Here is a 14,754-nt window from a genome sequence, read left to right on the forward strand (position 1 = left end):
AACCACGACGCCGCCTAAGGCCAGTTTATGAAATTTCTTCGCAAAGCTCCCGGAGCAGGGCGACGACCCCGGCCGGGCCGTCGACGACGACGTCGGCGCGTTTGGCCAGCTCGGCGACCTCGTCGGAGCCGCTGCACACCTTCACCGCGGGAATCCCGAGCTCGTCGGCGGCGGCGAAGGCGGCGAGGTCGCCCAGGTCGTCACCCGCGACGAGCACCGCGCCCGCGCCGACCTCGGCCGCGAACGCCTTCAGCGCCTTGCCTTTGTCCATGCCCGGCGGCCGCAGTTCGAGCACGAGCCTGCCCGGCTCGATCACCAGGCCCGCCTTCTCCGCCAGGGCCTCGAGGATCGACCGCAGCCGCTCGAGCGCCACCTCGGGCTCGGCCGCGCGGCGCGTGTGGACGGCGAGGGCGTGCCCCTTGTCCTCCACGCTGACGCCCTCGGGCGCCTTGGCCAGCAGCAGCGGCAGTTTCGTCCGCGCCTCGGCGACGCCAGGGTGCTCGGGCGGCGTGCTCAGCTCGCCGCCCGACCAGCGCTCAAGGCCGTACTGGCCGAGCACCGTGAGGTTGGGTACGTCGGCGAAACCGCCGTACTCGACGGCCGTCAGCGCGGGTCTGCCGGTGATGATGACGACCGCGCCGACCTTCGGCGCGAGGTCGCGCAGCACCTGGGCGGTCTCCGGCAGCGCGCGGGCCTGGGTCGGGTCGGGGACGATGGGGGCGAGCGTGCCGTCGAAGTCGAGCGCGACGAGCACCGGGCCGGGAGCGGTGAGAAGCGGGGCGAGTACGGTCACCCCGCAAGTCTCTCAGAGCCCGCGTGCCCGCGCCGTCACGGATTGAAGCCGTACCGCCGCGCGGCGCGCTGGCGCTGGCGCTGCGCGCGGATTCGGCGCAGCCGCTTCACCAGCATCGGGTCGTGCGCCAGCGCCTCCTGCCGGTCGATCAGCAGGTTGAGCAGCTGGTAGTAGCGGGTCGCGGACATGTCGAACGTCTCGCGGATCGCCTGCTCCTTGGCGCCCGCGTGCTTCCACCACTGCCGCTCGAAGGCGAGGATGCGACGGTCGCGGTCGGACAGCAGGCCCTCGGGGAACGCGCGCGGGTCGTCCGCGTCGTGCACACCGGACTCCTCGTCGGGGACGTCGGCCGCAGTCATCAGGTCCCTTTCGATGGATTCTGATCCCGGCTGTCCGGGTTCGGCGGGGGACCTCACTCTAGCGGGGTCCACGAACGCGTGGCTGCCATTCTGGTTGTCCCTCTACACGGTTATCGGCACGCGGATATCTGCTTTTCCTCCATCATCTCCGACCCCTGTGACATCTTCCGTCCCACCGCCCGCAACGCCGTCCTGACCTGCCGATACGCGTCACGTCGGACGGCCGCCGACGCCCCGGGGCCGGTGACGTGAGACCGTGTGCACCATACATTTATCCTCCGTGCGGGGGCTGTTCCCCGGGCGGCCGCCGGACCTCTCGGCACCGGACGAAAGGGATGTGATGGAGACCGTGGCCCACGACCCCCTCCTCACCCAGATCGGCACCTCGCTGTTCCGGCTGCGCCGGGTGTGGGCGCGTCCGGACCTCATGAAGAAGGTCGGCGCGCAGCACTCGGGGGCCAAGCCGTTGCAGCTGTCGAACCTCATGGTCGTCAGCGCCGTCGGCAGGCTCGGCGACGCCGGAGGCGAGGTCACCATCGGCGCGGTCGCCGAACGGCTCGAGGTTGACCCGTCGACGGCGTCGCGGCTCGTCGGGCACGCCATCGACGCCGGGTTCGTGTCGCGGCGCGCGTCGGCGTCGGACGCGCGGCGCGCGAACCTGCGGCTGACGGACGCGGGCCGCCGCGTCCTCGACTCCGCCGAAAGGCACAGAGCCGCCTATCTCGCCGACATCATGCGCACCTGGCCCGAAACAGACAGGGTGGAGTTCGCCAGGCTCCTCACCGCCTTCGCCGACGCCATCTCCGGCGACCCGATGGACCCGACCCGGATCTCCGAGATCTTCACCGAGGCCGAGAGCGGCGAGTGACTTCCGGTTCACCCGGAGCGACCGACCTTGCCGTGGCACAATGTCCCGGTCCGCAACGTGAAGGAGAACGGGCATGCGGGTTCGCGCGCTGTCGGTGGGCCTCGCCCTGCTGCTGACCGCGCCCGGCGCGCTCGCCCCGCTGCCCGCCCACGCCGACGAGATCCGCGACAGGCAGTGGGTGCTCGGCAAGCTCGGCCTCCCCAAGACGTGGAAGCTCACCAAGGGCAAACGCGTCACCGTCGCCGTCCTGGACACCGGCGTCGACCCCGGGCACCCCGACCTCGTCGGCAAGGTCACCACCGGGCCCGACTACACCGGCCACAGCACCCCCGCCGACAGCCCCTACTGGGCCCTGCACGGCACCGCGATGGCCGGGATCATCGCCGGACGCGGCCACGGGCAGGGGCGGACCGGCGGCGTCAAGGGGATCGCGCCCGCCGCGAAGATCCTGTCGATCCGGGTCACCTGGGAGAACAAGGACCCCGCGCGGGACAAGCAGAAGAACCGCGACCTCAACAAGGACGCGATGGCCAAGGCGATCCGTTACGCCGTCGACAAGGGCGCGGGCGTCATCAACATGTCACTCGGCGGCGGCAAGGCCGACTACACGGGCAGCGACGTGGAGAAGGACGCGATCGACTACGCGCTGTCCAAGGGCGTCGTGCTCGTCGCGTCGATGGGCAACGACGGGGCCGGACAGAACCGGCGTAACTTCCCCGCCGCCTATGACGGCGTCATCGCGGTCGGGGCCGTCGACCGGTCCTTCCAGCCGTGGGGGGACAGCAACCACAACCCGTGGATCAGCCTCGCCGCGCCCGGCGTCGGGATCGTCACCACCCAGCCGGACAACGCCTACGCGACCGACGACGGCACGAGCGCGTCGGCGGCGATCGTCGCGGGGGTCGTCGCGCTGCTGCGCGCGCGCTTCCCCGACCTGTCTCCCGAGCAGATCCGGGCGGCCCTGGAGAAGGGCACCACCCACAAGCCGGCCGCAGGACGCAACGACAAGGTGGGCGCGGGCGTCGTCCACGCGTGGAAGGCCGTGCGGGCCGCCAACCGGATCGCCAAGCAGACCGGGTCGCGCATCGTCCCCCCGGACGGGCGGCCCACCGCGCAGCCCGGGCCCGCCGAGGAGCCCGTCTCGCCGCAGGCGACCCCCGCGTCAGCCGACGGCCACGCCGCCGAGTCGCCGATCCTCGTCTTCGCGATCCTCGGCGTCGGCGGCGTCTTCGTCGTCTCGGGGCTCACCCTCGCCTGGCGGACGAGACGGGCCCGCGCGGGCCTGTAGGCGCGTCACAGCTCCTTGCGCAGCACCTCGACGAACGGGGTCGGCTCGCGGCCGAGCAGGTCGGCGAGGTCGGCGGAGTCGGTGTAGAGCTCGCCGCGCGACTGGGCCTCATCAAGTGAGGCGACGAACGCGGCGGTGCCCTCGTCAAGGCCCGCGGCCTTGAGCTCGGCGGTGAGCTCCTCGACCGAGATGTCCCGGTAGACGACCTCGTTGCCCGTCTCGTCCGAGAGGGCCTTGGCGAACTCGGAGAGCGTGAACGGCTTTCCGCCGAGCTCGTAGACGACGTTCTCCACGCCGCCCGTCACGGCCGCGGCCGCCGCCTCGGCGTAGTCGGCGCGCGCGGCCGCAGAAGCCGGACGGTCGCCCGTCGCGCCCACGATCTCGCCGGTCTTCAACGCGGACGGCACCTTGTTGGCCGTGTAGACCTCGACGTACCAGCCGTTGCGCAGGAACACATAAGGCAGGCCCGCGTTACGGATGTAGTCCTCGGTCGCGAGGTGGTCGGGCGCAAGGGCGATCTGCGTGGAGTCCGCGCGGAGCACACTCGTATACGCGATCCGGCTTACGCCCGCCGTCTTGGCCGCGTCCACGACGTTGCGGTGACCCTGCAGACGCTGGCCGGGGATGTCGCCGGAGACGAGGACGAGCCTGTCGATCCCGGCGAGCGCCGTCGGGAGCGTCTCGGGCTTCGTGTAATCCGCCTCCCGGACTGTGACGCCCAGCTCCGCGAGATCCGCGGCCTTCGCCGGCGTCCGCACGAGCGCGACCACGTCCGCCGGCGGCACCCCGCGGGCCAGCAGCGCGCGCACGGTCAGGCCGCCGAGATGCCCGGTGGCTCCGGTGACGCCATAAGTGGTCATGGAAGATCCCCTTTCTGTAACCACCCTGGTTACGATTAAACTGTATCAGCAGTGGTTACAGATACAATGTCCGGTATGGCACAGGCGACGAACACCAGGTTCTCCGTCGCGGTCCACCTGGCGACGCTCCTCGCGGACCGCCCCGGCGAACTCGTCGACTCGGGCGAACTGGCGATCAGCCCCGCGACCAACCCCGCCCACGTCCGCCGCGTCCTCGGCCGGCTGCGCGCCGCCGGACTCGTCCACTCCGTCTCGGGCCCCAAGGGCGGCTGGGCCCTCTCCCACCCCCCCGAGTCCCTCACCCTCGCCGACATCTGGACCGCCATCAACGCCGACGACCCCGTCCTCGGCGTCCACCTCCCCAACCCCTCATGCCCGGTCGGCCAAACCGTCACCGCCAACCTCCACACCCAAGACGCCCTAGCCCGCCAGGCCCTCCTCACCACCCTCTCCCAAACCACAATCGCCACCCTCCTAACCCCCAAGTGAGCCCCTCCCGGCTCCCCCTACCCCCGGCACCCCCGAAGGCACCGCCCACCTCACCCAACCCACCCCCGAACCCTCCCCGTCGAACTAATCTCCTGACCCATCCGCAGGCCCGCAGCCCAAACACGCACCTGCCCCCAAGAGCAGCCCGTAAAAACGCCCTAAATCCAAGCCAGAATTCCCCAAACCCAGCATTCCGCTCACCCCGCCCAGGGAATCCCCTGACCACCAAGGGCAGGCTCACCCGAGCCCACGCCCCAGGCACAAGGGGACCGAAGTGAGCACCTCAACCACCAGACAAGCCGCCGCCACGGGTTTCGTCCTCTTCGTAGCCATCCTCATGATCCTCAACGGCGTCTGGGGCATCATCGTCGGCCTTGCCGCCCTCATCAAACAAGAATTCTTCGTAGTAGCCCCCAACTACATCTACCAATTCAGCCTCACCGGCTGGGGCTGGATCCACCTCCTCCTGGGCATCCTCATAGTCGCCGTGGCCTTCGCCCTAATAGCCGGCCAATCCTGGGCCCGCTGGCCCGTCATCATCCTCGCCCTCCTCCAAGCCATAGCCCAATTCTTCTTCCTCCCCTACTACCCCTGGTGGTCCATCCTCATCATCATCCTAGACATAATCATCATCTGGTCCCTCCTCACCTACACCCCAAAACCCCTCTAACCCCCCAACCCCCCGAGAACTCAGTGACAAGCCGAGCAGAACCACCACCCAGCCCAGCAACCGCACCAACCGAACCACCCCACCACGACTACTCAACCGACGGCATCACCCCGTCCCCAAACCTGGCAGCCGCGTGGATCGCTCTCGGAATGGCCTACGTCGAACGCCTCCCTTGGTGGGCCGCCCAGTGGCTCGCAGACGGATTCGACGGCACCGCCGTACGCGAACTAGCCGGCCTCGACGCAAGCGACCCCCACGAAATCCACGACCTGATCCCCGGCGCATTCAAAGACATGGCCATCCCCATCCCCACCTCCCTCGACGCCGCCCAAACCGTCTTCCACAACATCGCCCGCCGCTTCACCACAGGCACCCTCAACGAGCGCGACGTAGCCAGAGAAGTCCAACAAATCTGCATGCTCAACGGCCACCCAGCAAGCTTCGCCCAACTCCCCCTAGGCGAACTGGACACCGTACACGACGAGTGGGAAGGCCCCTACGGCCGCCCACCCACCGAACTCAAAGCCCTAATCCACCAAAAATGCACCGAACACCTAACCCCCACCACCCCACCCCCTTACGCAAGATATCCAGTACCGCGAACGGGCGAAATAGGGCGCACCCTTGAAACCGCAGGAGAAACGCGCCCACCAGCACAGAGGCCAGGGGAACCACGGCACTGATCACGATCGCCAACATGACGCCACCTTCTGTCGTCGCCCTCGCCCCAGTCTCGTCCAGACCGACTCGGCACCTGCTGGCTCTTAGATGCCGGTTAGGCCGTGATGCGTTGCACGGCTCCGCGAGTCTGTTCGGCGAAACCGACGGCTACGCCTTGGCAATCGACACCGGCACACACACGCTCATCGACTGCCCCACACGAAGAACTCCCCTCACCGCTCCCCCACACCCCGCAGCCAAACCCCGCGCATCTCCGCTCAACCCCGTCACCAAAGCAAAAGGCCCCTTCGCACTGACGCGAAGGGCCCTTTGATCAGGAGCCCCGTATCGGATTCGAACCGATGACCTGCTGTTTACAAGCAAGATTAAAGGCGTCCCCACCCGTCCAGATCAGCCCTCTGACCTGAACGCCGATCCCTCAGTGATCCACATGGGTCCACCGCTATCCGGGTCCTGTTGTTAGCTCGGCGTTAGCAAGATCGTCCCGAATATCCGATACTGCTTCCCTCCCTGCAAGTACAGAACGCCACGGGGACGGAACCTTCCGCCTCGCCTCGGGGTGCTCGTCCACGCGAACGTCGAGAAAGTATGACAGAGGGATTCGCGCGGGCGAGTGCGCCGGCCCGCGGGGGGCTGGGGGTCGCGAGACCCCGCTTCGAGCTCGCTTAGCCCACTCCCACCCGCCTTACCGGGAGAGAACAGTCCGCTAGTAACGCCCTACCGAACTCCGCACGACCTATATCCCTACCCCTAAATGACGTCCATGCGAGTCCAGAAAGCGATAATCTTTCTACGAAGCAATTGGATCTGGTCCTCTTCGAGGCGACCAATCCTACTGTCATTCAATAGTGGTGTAATGTAATTCGTTACCTGCGGATCAGCTTCCGCATGGCCGCGATAATCAACGAAACCAGGAGCAAAGTATCCTGCGGGCAAAAAGTATGGGTCACTCAAGAGGATGAAAGATTCACCAAGATCGCCTACATCTCCAACATACATAGCTTCGAAAGGCGGGACTTTGGCGCGCCCTCCTTTCAGATTTCCACGCCTGTCCTGAGGAAGGGCACTCATTGAGCGCAGCCGCACAAGCTGGAAATGCTGAACTCTCGGATTTCCATCCTTGTCCGGCTTGTCCATAGCACAGTCATGGGTAATAAGGATAGCCGGACCATAAATCAAACTGGCCTCAAGCCCGCCCGTACCCTGAGCGGCAATATCAACTATTGGGGCATCACTAAAGATATCCCCTTGGCAAAGCCAGGGAAGGTGAGGGCGCAATTATTCACCTTATGCAGTTACCAGTAGTCTTCGGACTCGTCCACCGGCTGTAGCCTGACAGCACCCAGCGTCTCGTCGTCTTCCCCGTAGAAGGCAACGGGCTGAGTCATAGAGGCCGGCACCTGACGAGGGGCAGCCAGCTGCTGCTCATAGATCGCAGCATTTCCCCCGCTGAGCGAACCGAGTAGCAGCCTGGATGCGAGGGTAGCACGAAGAGGCTCGTAAGAGTGGGTAGCACGGCCATGAGACCTGGGAGACTTTTCGATGAGAACTGGCATCAGCTAATTATCCCTCTCGTCGCGTCGGTGACACATGCCTCAAAAGTGTAATTCTTTGCATCCCTAAGTGTATTGAGACGGGAGCAAAGCTCATCTTCAGAGACCGCTTCTTCAGGGCTAATATCAACGATCTGAAAGGCGTCGATATCAAGAATGAGCGAAGTTGTGCCTACGGTTTTTGAAGCCGTAATTGTTGATGTGATCGTCGCGGACGAGTCGAACTTGTCCAGAGGTACCGTAACCTGTAGGAAGTATCCGGAAACTGCTTGCGGTAGATATGGAGATATGTCTACCGCTGTTCGCACATAGTCTTTTATCTCAATCTGCGGCTTGGGGATGTTGATTTGGTTAACAAAACGAACACCCAAGCGCTTGATGCCAGTCGGTCGCGCAATTTTTTTGTACTCCGACCAAAACTCAAGTGCCCGACTTGAGAAGTCCTCCCAGCCGGAGTATGGGGCATTCTCTGTATACGAAAGACCAGTACTTCTAGATCCGACGGTAAATCGCCCGCTTTTGTGGTGCATGACGAATCCCAAGCGCTGGCTTGTCGTCTCCCCCGAACGGCCAAGATCGACCTGAACGTGCTTAGCATCCTCAACCCGAGGGAATTCGTTGAGGTTTACGATATTTTGCAGAGCATCAATGTCGACATCACTCGACACTTCACATTGAATCTCAAGAATTGCTTGCGTAATCGGAGCACGAGAATATTGGGCTCCCGGATGGACCATCTGCGGGATGTCCGACCATACTTCGCGTCCAGACCCGTACGTCAACTGGATCGTGCTCCTTGGTAAGGCGGCCCTACGTACCAACACTAGGTGAGCAAGGATGCCATGCCAACAGTGGGTTCCGTGGATCAAACACACAGCCCGTCTCAAACGTCACCGTTACCTCGCCGGTAGCATCCGTCACGTCTGGCTGGTCAGGCAGGGACGGCCCGAAGAGGCCGCACGCCCTGCCTGACCAGCCAGACTGCCCGCAGAGCGGGCGGGCTTGAAACCGTAGAGAAAGTTCTCATCGAACTGGCCCAACTCTGCTGATGCCTGCTCGACTGCCATCGTGGCTGGCTGGCCCAACGCTGCTGCAACTCAGGCTGTTATTCGTTGCAGGGCTCGCCGGGTCTGCTCGGCAAGACTCACGGCGGCGCCGTGGCGGTTGTCTACGGTGATGTGGGTGTTTGGGGGGCTGTCGGCGGTGTTGAGGGTGCTGGTGTATTGGTCCCAGTTGGCGAGTTTCCAGGTGTCGCGGGGGGCGTCTCGGTGTTCTAGGTGGTCGTGCATGGTGTCGGGGTCGGATTGGACCCAGATGGCGGTGACGTCACAGCCGTGGGTGGCGGATTGGTTGGTCAGGCGGGTCAGCCAGGACGGGTCTTGGAGTTCTTCGAGGAAGGGGGCCGCGAGGATGAGGGGGATGCCGGCCTCGACGTTGGTGCGGGCCGCGCTCAGGAGGCATTGGTACTCGACGGGGCGGACCTCGGTGGCGTAGAGGTCGGTGTGGCGGTCGTGGGGGTCGCCTCCGAGGGAGGTGAGGAGGCGTTCGGTCATGCGGCGGGTGAGGGCGTCCTTGTCGAGGATGGTCCAGCCTGTGAGGTCGGACAGGAAGCGGGCGAACTCTGTCTTGCCGGAGCCGGCGTAGCCGCCGACCAAGACCAGGACCGGGTTACCGGCTGCCTTGGCTGCGGTCCGGGTGTGATGGGCGCTGCGGACCACGCTCGGGAACGGGCCGCCTTCGGGGAAGAACGGTGCCAGGTTCAACGGGGCGTCGGGGGTGGCGGGTTCGGTGCCTCGGGCTCGGTGGGCGGCGTGCTCCAGGACCTGGGGGGGACGCCCAAAGCGTGGGAGAGGTGGGGGAGCCAGTCGTCGGGATGCGTTCTCCGCGTTCCCAGCGGGAGACCTCATGGCGGGTGACGGTGGAGGTTCCCGCGTAGTCGCACAGAAGGGCTGCTAGGGCGGATTGGCTGCGGGTGCCGCGTAGGCGGGCTAGGTAGCGGCCGAACTGCGTGCGGGACTCGGTGGGCATCCTGGCTCCTTCCCTGTGAATCCCAGTCTGGCCCCTAGCTGGCCCACAGTTCGGCTCCTCTGCGAGATCGGGCGTGGGCGGAATGTGGTCACCATGGATACGAACATGCAGGAGCCTTTGGGCGGGGTCTTGGACCCAATGGATGCGTTGGCGCCGTTGCTTCGGCTGCTTTACAAGAAGGCGGGCGAATCGCTGTCGCTCGTGCTGCGGGATGCAGTTCCGCTGGTCGAGGTCAAGCGCGGCGACGTCGTCGTGGTTGTGCGGGTCGATGAGGACGGGCGTGAGTTCGTCATGCGGCCGGCCTACCGGCGTCGCCCGGCCGATGACATCGAGGGGGCGGCCGTCGCGGTGCTCGAAGAGGTGGAGCGGCTGACGCCTCGGGAGCCGGAGTCCGACGATGGATAACCGCCTGACGCGTAACCAGCTCGTCGTCCTCAAAGCGGAGTTCCCGAACTGGCGCGTCCGGCCCGTGTCGGGACGGTGGATCGCTGCTCGCGAAGGGTTCTCGGTGGTCGTCCGCGAGACCGCTTTGGAGATGCGGAACGCGCTTCGGCTGCACGAGCGCGCGCACCTCATCGTCTCGGCTCCGGCCCGGCGGCAAGGAGGTGCGGGTGAGCCGGACGGCATCCGGTGAACTGCTGTGGGAGCTGATGCACCCCGACGATCGCGCATGGACGCCGGACGCACCCGAGGAGTATCACGGGCTGCACCTCGGCTGGCAGCGTGCTGCCTGTGTCCCGATCGAGTGGCACAGGCGCACGCTGCCCGCTGTGAAGATCCGCGTCTGTGCTCACACATGCGAGTGCATGGTGATCGTGTACGAGCTCGGCGCCTATGGGGGCAAGTACCTGATCAGGCGGACGACTCGGCGGGCGGAAGGGGATCGGGTCGTCGAGACCGATCATCTCGGAGCGAAGGACATAGGGGAACTGTGGTCTCGGCTCCTGTGCGGCCTCGCCCGATGAATTAGCCTGCCGCGGTGATGATCCGGCGAGCGGCCTCGGAGGGGGTGACCTCGTCGGTTCGGATCTCCAGGTCGAAGACACCCGTACCGGCCTCGTCCAGGTCGGTACGGGTCTCGTCCCACGCGCGGAGACGATCCGCGGTGTCGGCGTCACCTCGCCCGGCCGAGCGTTCGGCGCAGACCTCGCGGGGAATCCACAGCAGGACCGCAAGCCAGTCGAGTGGGACGGCGTCGCGTAGGCGGGTGAGGTCGGCGACGTTTCCCATGTGGACGACGGGGATGCGGCCGGATGCCGCGATGGTCTCGACGTCTTGGCGGTCGACGGCGTAGACGTTGCCATAGCGGGCGGTCTCGACGGGGAGGCGTCCGTCCGCGCGCAGCTTCTCCAGCTCCTCGGCGGTGACGGCGCGGTAGCCGCGACTTCGGCCGGTGCCGGCTTTGAGCTTGGGCAGGAGGGTGAAGCGGGTGTCCTGGCGGGTCAGTTCGGCGGTGATGGTGTCCTTGCCGCTGGTCGGCGGGCCGTAGAGGATGACGCCCTTGGTGGTCACGCGAGGATCTTACGGAGGGCCTCGCGGGTCTGGTCCAGGACGGTGATCGCGGCGCCGTGGCGGTTGTCGATGGTGACTCGGGCTCCGGGTGGGGCGGTGATGGTGTTGAGGTCTGCCGCGTAGGTGTGCCAGTTGGCGAGTTTCCAGGCGTCGCGTGGGGAGTCGCGGAAGTCGATGTGTTCTCGCATGCTGTCTTCGTCGCAGCGGACCCACACCGGGATGACGTCGATGCCGTTGGCCTCGCAGCGGTTCGTTAGGCGGGACATCCATGCCTCGTCGTTGTATTCGGTGACGAACGGGGCGGACAGGATGGCGGAGATGCCGCAATCGAGGTTGTCGAATGCGGCGTCCATGAGGCACTTGTACTCGAGCGGGCGGATCTCGGAGAGGTAGAGGTCAGTGTGGCGGTCGTGCTGGTCGCCGCCGAGAGAGACAAGAAGGCGCTCTACCAGACGACGGGTGAGCGAATCCTTGTCCAGGATTGCCCAGCCGGAGACGGCCGAGAGGAAACCGGCGAGTTCTGACTTGCCGGAACCCGCGTAGCCGCCGATGAGGACGAGGGTTGTGCTTTTGGGTGATGGTCCTGATGCGCGGGCTTGCCACGCCTCGACCATCGCAGTGGTGAGGGATCGGCTGGGGTCGTGGTTCTGAGAGGCGTTGGTGAGCTGGTCGAACGCCTCGGAGAGCACGGCGGCGGCCTCGTCGGTGCGGGGAGGGGATGGCTGCGCGTTCGTGGGCTGCTCTTGTGGCAGGGGGAGGCGGAATCCGAGTTCTGGTTCGGTGGATTGGTAGAGGAGGCAGTAGGCGCGGCGGTGGTGTGGGTCCGGGTAGGTGGTGCCGTTCTCGTGGGACTGGAGGGTCCTGATGTCCGCGGCTATCTTCAGGCCCGCCTGGGTGCTGAGCTCGCGTAGCTTCTGGGCAGCGGCGGCGGGGCTCAGGGTGTGTGACTCGCGATGTGCTTTGAGCTTGGACGGGGTCCAGCCGGGGTGGGGGTTGTTTGGGGGCATCGGGACGCTTTCCGTTGGACGCCGGTCCAGGGGGCGGGCGACCCACCGCACCGAAAAGGCCCCGTTCGGACATCGAACGGGGCCTCTGAGCTGGGAGCCCCGTATCGGATTCGAACCGATGACCTGCTGTTTACAAGACAGCTGCTCTGGCCGGCTGAGCTAACGAGGCGTTGTGGGGGGCATCTTAGCGGAATCAGGGGGTGCGTTGGCGGGCGATCTCGTAGAGGGCGATGGCGGCGGCGACGCCGGCGTTGAGGGACTCGGCGGTGCCGGGCATGGGGATGTGGGCGAGGAGGTCGCAGCTGTCGGCTACCAGGCGGCTCAGGCCCTTGCCTTCGGAGCCGACGACGAGGACGAAGGGGGCGTCGGAAGCCGGGAGGTCGGCTATTGAGGTGCCGCCGTGGGCGTCGAGGCCGGCTACGAAGCAGCCCGCGTCCTGGTAGGACTTGAGCTGGCGGGTGAGGTTGGTGCAGCGGGCCACCGGGGTGGTGGCGAGGGTGCCCGCGCTGGTCTTCCAGGCGCCCGCGTTGACGCCGGCGCTGCGGCGCTCGGGCAGGAGGATGCCGGAGGCGCCGAAGGCGGTGGCGGAGCGGACGATCGCGCCGAGGTTGCGGGCGTCGGTGACGCCGTCGAGCGCGACGATCAGCGGGGCCGCGCCCTGCAGCAGGTCGTCGGGGTGGGCGTAGCGGTACGGCTTCACCTGCAGGGCAAGGCCCTGGTGGACGGCCCGGTCGGTGAGGCGGTCGAGCTCGGGCTTGCCGCACTCGATCAGCGGGACGCCGCGATCGGCGGCCAGCTTGACGGCCTCGCGCACCCGGTCGTCGCTGTCGGGCATGTAGTACAGGGTGGTGCCGGGCACGCCCTCGCGCAGCGCCTCGAGCACGGGGTTGCGGCCGTGCACGAGCTCGGGTGCGTCAGGCCGCCGCGCCGCCGCGGGACGGGTCTGCGCCGCGCCCTGACGGCTCTGCCCGCCGGGCCCGGGACGCGCGCCGCGCGGCCCCATGGTCTTGGTCCCGGTGCGGGAGGCGTTCTTGGCGGCGCGTGCCTTGACGCGCTTGCCGTGCCAGTGCCGGTCCTCGGCCTTGGCGGTGACGCTCGGGCCTTTCTTGCCCTTCTTGGTCATCCTCGGCTGCCCTTCCCACAGAAATCAAAACCACGTGAACCACAAGCGTAAGCGACCCGGAGCATCGCTCCGGGCCGCCTGTGGAAAACCCTAACCCCGTTTGATGTCGTACCGGGGGCCCTGCGGGGTGTCCTCGACCACGATCCCGGCCTCGGCGAGGCCGTCGCGGATGGCGTCGGCGGCGGCCCAGTCCTTGCGGGCGCGCGCGGCCTGACGCTGGCCGAGCACGACCCTGACGAGCGCGTCGACGACCGGGCGCAGGTCCGCGCCCTCGGCGGAGACGTTCCATTCGAGCGGGTCGATCCCCAGGACCGACGCCATCGCCCGCACCTGCGCGGCGGCCTCCCCGGCCGCGGCGGCGTCCCCGGAAGCCAGCGCGCTGTTACCCGCCCTGACGGTCTCGTGAAGGACGGCGAGCGCCTGCGGGACGCCCAGGTCATCGTCCATCGCCTCGACGAACGCCGTCGGAAGGTCGGCGGAGATCTTGACGTCCCCGAGCGTCTCGACGGTCCTGACCAGGAACCCCTCGATCCGCTGGTACGCCGACGCCGCGTCCTCCAGGGCCCCGGGCGTGTAGTCGATCGTGGAGCGGTAGTGCGCCGACACCAGGAAGTACCTGGCTTCGACGGGCCTGACCTGACGCAGCAGATCGTCCAGGTAGACCACGTTCCCGATGGACTTGCTCATCTTCTCCCGGTCGATGGTGAGAAGACCGTTGTGCATCCAGTACCTGGCGAACTCGTCGCCCGCGGCCTTGGCCTGCGCGATCTCGTTCTCGTGGTGCGGGAAGACGAGGTCGACGCCGCCGCCGTGGATGTCGAACGTCGGGCCGAGGTACTTGGTCGCCATCGCCGAGCACTCGAGGTGCCAGCCCGGACGCCCCGGCCCCCACGGCGTGTCCCAGGTGGGTTCGCCCGGTTTCGCGCCCTTCCACAGGGCGAAGTCGCGCGGGTCGTGCTTGCGTTCCTCGTTCGGGGTGTCCCCGGCCGAGCGCATGTTCTCCAGCTTCTGGTGGGACAGGCTCCCGTAGTGGTCGGCCCAGGACTTGACGTCGAAGTACACGTCGTCGCCCACGTTGTAGGCGTGGCCGCGCTCGATCAGCCGCCGCATCAGCACGATCATCTCCGGGACGTGTCCCGTGGCGCGCGGCTCGATGGTCGGCGGCAGGCAGCCGAGGGCCTCGTAGCCCTTGTTGAAGATCCGCTGGTTGCCCTCGGCGATGGCGAACCACGGCCTGCCGGACTCCGCGGCGACCGCGAGGATCTTGTCGTCGATGTCGGTGACGTTCCGGACGAACGTGACGTCGTAGCCGGAGCGGATCAGCCACCGGACGAGCTGGTCGTAGATGACGCCCGAGCGCAGGTGGCCGATGTGCGGGGCGGCCTGCGGGGTGGCGCCACAGACGTACAGCCCGACCCGGCCCGGCTTCAGGGGCTCGAACTCGCGGACGGCACGCGTGCTGGTGTCATAAAGGCGCAGGCTCACGGAAGTCAAGGCTACTAGGGAAAGGCCCTTCGGTGAGG

The 14,754-nt window shown here is 66.7% G+C and carries 18 protein-coding genes and 1 tRNA gene; 8 read left to right on the plus strand and 11 right to left on the minus strand.

All coding sequences use genetic code 11. The features are described from left to right. Positions 1 to 25: 25 nt before the first annotated feature. The gene (otsB, locus tag R9X44_RS34655; RefSeq protein WP_319818618.1) at positions 26 to 793 is read right to left on the minus strand and encodes a trehalose-phosphatase; all 768 of its coding nucleotides are present in this window, start codon (positions 791 to 793) and stop codon (positions 26 to 28) included. A 35-nt stretch (positions 794 to 828) separates the two neighbouring features. Then, on the minus strand, positions 829 to 1,152 hold the full coding sequence (locus R9X44_RS34660) for a DUF3263 domain-containing protein (RefSeq protein WP_319818619.1): 324 nt from the start codon (positions 1,150 to 1,152) through the stop codon (positions 829 to 831). 340 nt (positions 1,153 to 1,492) lie between these two features. Here R9X44_RS34660 and R9X44_RS34665 point away from each other — a divergent pair, with 340 nt between their 5' ends. Beyond that, complete coding sequence (locus R9X44_RS34665) at positions 1,493 to 2,020, plus strand: MarR family winged helix-turn-helix transcriptional regulator (RefSeq protein ID WP_319818620.1); 528 nt, start codon at positions 1,493 to 1,495, stop codon at positions 2,018 to 2,020. Positions 2,021 to 2,093: 73 nt separating this feature from the next. After that, the gene (gene mycP / locus R9X44_RS34670) at positions 2,094 to 3,308 is read left to right on the plus strand and encodes a type VII secretion-associated serine protease mycosin (RefSeq protein ID WP_319818621.1); all 1,215 of its coding nucleotides are present in this window, start codon (positions 2,094 to 2,096) and stop codon (positions 3,306 to 3,308) included. A gap of 5 nt (positions 3,309 to 3,313) precedes the next feature. On the opposite strand, the gene R9X44_RS34675 is transcribed toward mycP, so the two are convergent. Next, positions 3,314 to 4,168, minus strand: coding sequence for an SDR family oxidoreductase (locus R9X44_RS34675; protein ID WP_319818622.1), 855 nt, complete (start codon positions 4,166 to 4,168; stop codon positions 3,314 to 3,316). A 75-nt stretch (positions 4,169 to 4,243) separates the two neighbouring features. Between R9X44_RS34675 and R9X44_RS34680 the strand changes: the two genes are divergently transcribed. The 3 genes from R9X44_RS34680 (at position 4,244) to R9X44_RS34690 (ending at position 6,010) form a co-directional block, all read left to right on the plus strand. Further along, complete coding sequence (locus R9X44_RS34680; protein WP_319818623.1) at positions 4,244 to 4,657, plus strand: Rrf2 family transcriptional regulator; 414 nt, start codon at positions 4,244 to 4,246, stop codon at positions 4,655 to 4,657. Positions 4,658 to 4,931: 274 nt separating this feature from the next. Next, on the plus strand, positions 4,932 to 5,327 hold the full coding sequence (locus tag R9X44_RS34685; RefSeq protein WP_319818624.1) for a hypothetical protein: 396 nt from the start codon (positions 4,932 to 4,934) through the stop codon (positions 5,325 to 5,327). A 149-nt stretch (positions 5,328 to 5,476) separates the two neighbouring features. Next, positions 5,477 to 6,010, plus strand: a complete 534-nt coding sequence (locus R9X44_RS34690; RefSeq protein ID WP_319818625.1) for a hypothetical protein — start codon at positions 5,477 to 5,479, stop codon at positions 6,008 to 6,010. Positions 6,011 to 6,758: 748 nt separating this feature from the next. On the opposite strand, the gene R9X44_RS34695 is transcribed toward R9X44_RS34690, so the two are convergent. The 3 genes from R9X44_RS34695 to R9X44_RS34705 all read right to left on the minus strand — a co-directional run bounded on the left by R9X44_RS34695 (position 6,759) and on the right by R9X44_RS34705 (position 9,324). Then, on the minus strand, positions 6,759 to 7,286 hold the full coding sequence (locus tag R9X44_RS34695) for a hypothetical protein (RefSeq protein WP_319818626.1): 528 nt from the start codon (positions 7,284 to 7,286) through the stop codon (positions 6,759 to 6,761). Positions 7,287 to 7,563: 277 nt separating this feature from the next. Further along, positions 7,564 to 8,343, minus strand: a complete 780-nt coding sequence (locus R9X44_RS34700) for a TIGR04255 family protein (protein ID WP_319818627.1) — start codon at positions 8,341 to 8,343, stop codon at positions 7,564 to 7,566. Between the two features lie 315 nt (positions 8,344 to 8,658). Further along, complete coding sequence (locus tag R9X44_RS34705) at positions 8,659 to 9,324, minus strand: ATP-binding protein (protein WP_319818628.1); 666 nt, start codon at positions 9,322 to 9,324, stop codon at positions 8,659 to 8,661. Positions 9,325 to 9,736: 412 nt separating this feature from the next. On the opposite strand from R9X44_RS34705, the gene R9X44_RS34710 reads away from it, so the two are divergent. From R9X44_RS34710 to R9X44_RS34720, 3 genes are read left to right on the plus strand one after another with little or no spacing between them, the layout of a single operon-like run. After that, positions 9,737 to 9,994 (plus strand): hypothetical protein, encoded by a 258-nt coding sequence (locus R9X44_RS34710; protein WP_319818629.1) that lies wholly within the window; start codon positions 9,737 to 9,739, stop codon positions 9,992 to 9,994. Continuing rightward, positions 9,987 to 10,223 carry a hypothetical protein gene (locus R9X44_RS34715; protein ID WP_319818630.1) on the plus strand — a complete coding sequence of 79 codons (237 nt, stop codon included), beginning with the start codon at positions 9,987 to 9,989 and terminating at the stop codon, positions 10,221 to 10,223. Before R9X44_RS34710 ends, R9X44_RS34715 begins: the two co-directional genes overlap by 8 nt. Continuing rightward, positions 10,201 to 10,554, plus strand: a complete 354-nt coding sequence (locus R9X44_RS34720) for a hypothetical protein (RefSeq protein WP_319818631.1) — start codon at positions 10,201 to 10,203, stop codon at positions 10,552 to 10,554. The genes R9X44_RS34715 and R9X44_RS34720 overlap by 23 nt, the downstream gene beginning before the upstream one ends. 1 nt (position 10,555) lies before the next feature. Here R9X44_RS34720 and R9X44_RS34725 read toward each other — a convergent pair whose 3' ends face one another. The 5 genes from R9X44_RS34725 to cysS form a co-directional block, all read right to left on the minus strand. Continuing rightward, positions 10,556 to 11,101 carry a phosphotransferase-like protein gene (locus tag R9X44_RS34725; protein WP_319818632.1) on the minus strand — a complete coding sequence of 182 codons (546 nt, stop codon included), beginning with the start codon at positions 11,099 to 11,101 and terminating at the stop codon, positions 10,556 to 10,558. After that, positions 11,098 to 12,108: an AAA family ATPase gene (locus R9X44_RS34730; RefSeq protein ID WP_319818633.1), complete on the minus strand. Its 1,011-nt coding sequence runs from the start codon at positions 12,106 to 12,108 to the stop codon at positions 11,098 to 11,100. The genes R9X44_RS34725 and R9X44_RS34730 overlap by 4 nt, the downstream gene beginning before the upstream one ends. Positions 12,109 to 12,203: 95 nt before the next feature. After that, positions 12,204 to 12,277: transfer RNA gene (locus R9X44_RS34735), tRNA-Thr, on the minus strand. Positions 12,278 to 12,301: 24 nt separating this feature from the next. Continuing rightward, complete coding sequence (rlmB, locus tag R9X44_RS34740; RefSeq protein WP_319818634.1) at positions 12,302 to 13,231, minus strand: 23S rRNA (guanosine(2251)-2'-O)-methyltransferase RlmB; 930 nt, start codon at positions 13,229 to 13,231, stop codon at positions 12,302 to 12,304. Positions 13,232 to 13,321: 90 nt separating this feature from the next. Further along, positions 13,322 to 14,716 (minus strand): cysteine--tRNA ligase, encoded by a 1,395-nt coding sequence (gene cysS / locus R9X44_RS34745; protein ID WP_319818635.1) that lies wholly within the window; start codon positions 14,714 to 14,716, stop codon positions 13,322 to 13,324. Positions 14,717 to 14,754: the final 38 nt, after the last annotated feature.

Source organism: Actinocorallia sp. A-T 12471, assembly GCF_033875155.1.
Taxonomy (GTDB): domain Bacteria; phylum Actinomycetota; class Actinomycetes; order Streptosporangiales; family Streptosporangiaceae; genus Actinocorallia.

Bases quoted from the DNA above. Each gene is read 5' to 3' on its own strand.
- R9X44_RS34660 (WP_319818619.1), bottom strand. From the start codon at position 1,152: ATGACTGCGGCCGACGTCCCCGACGAGGAGTCCGGTGTGCACGACGCG.
- R9X44_RS34665 (WP_319818620.1), top strand. From the start codon at position 1,493: ATGGAGACCGTGGCCCACGACCCCCTCCTCACCCAGATCGGCACCTCG.
- mycP (WP_319818621.1), top strand. From the start codon at position 2,094: ATGCGGGTTCGCGCGCTGTCGGTGGGCCTCGCCCTGCTGCTGACCGCG.
- R9X44_RS34675 (WP_319818622.1), bottom strand. From the start codon at position 4,168: ATGACCACTTATGGCGTCACCGGAGCCACCGGGCATCTCGGCGGCCTG.
- R9X44_RS34680 (WP_319818623.1), top strand. From the start codon at position 4,244: ATGGCACAGGCGACGAACACCAGGTTCTCCGTCGCGGTCCACCTGGCG.
- R9X44_RS34690 (WP_319818625.1), top strand. From the start codon at position 5,477: ATGGCCTACGTCGAACGCCTCCCTTGGTGGGCCGCCCAGTGGCTCGCA.
- R9X44_RS34715 (WP_319818630.1), top strand. From the start codon at position 9,987: ATGGATAACCGCCTGACGCGTAACCAGCTCGTCGTCCTCAAAGCGGAG.
- R9X44_RS34730 (WP_319818633.1), bottom strand. From the start codon at position 12,108: ATGCCCCCAAACAACCCCCACCCCGGCTGGACCCCGTCCAAGCTCAAA.
- rlmB (WP_319818634.1), bottom strand. From the start codon at position 13,231: ATGACCAAGAAGGGCAAGAAAGGCCCGAGCGTCACCGCCAAGGCCGAG.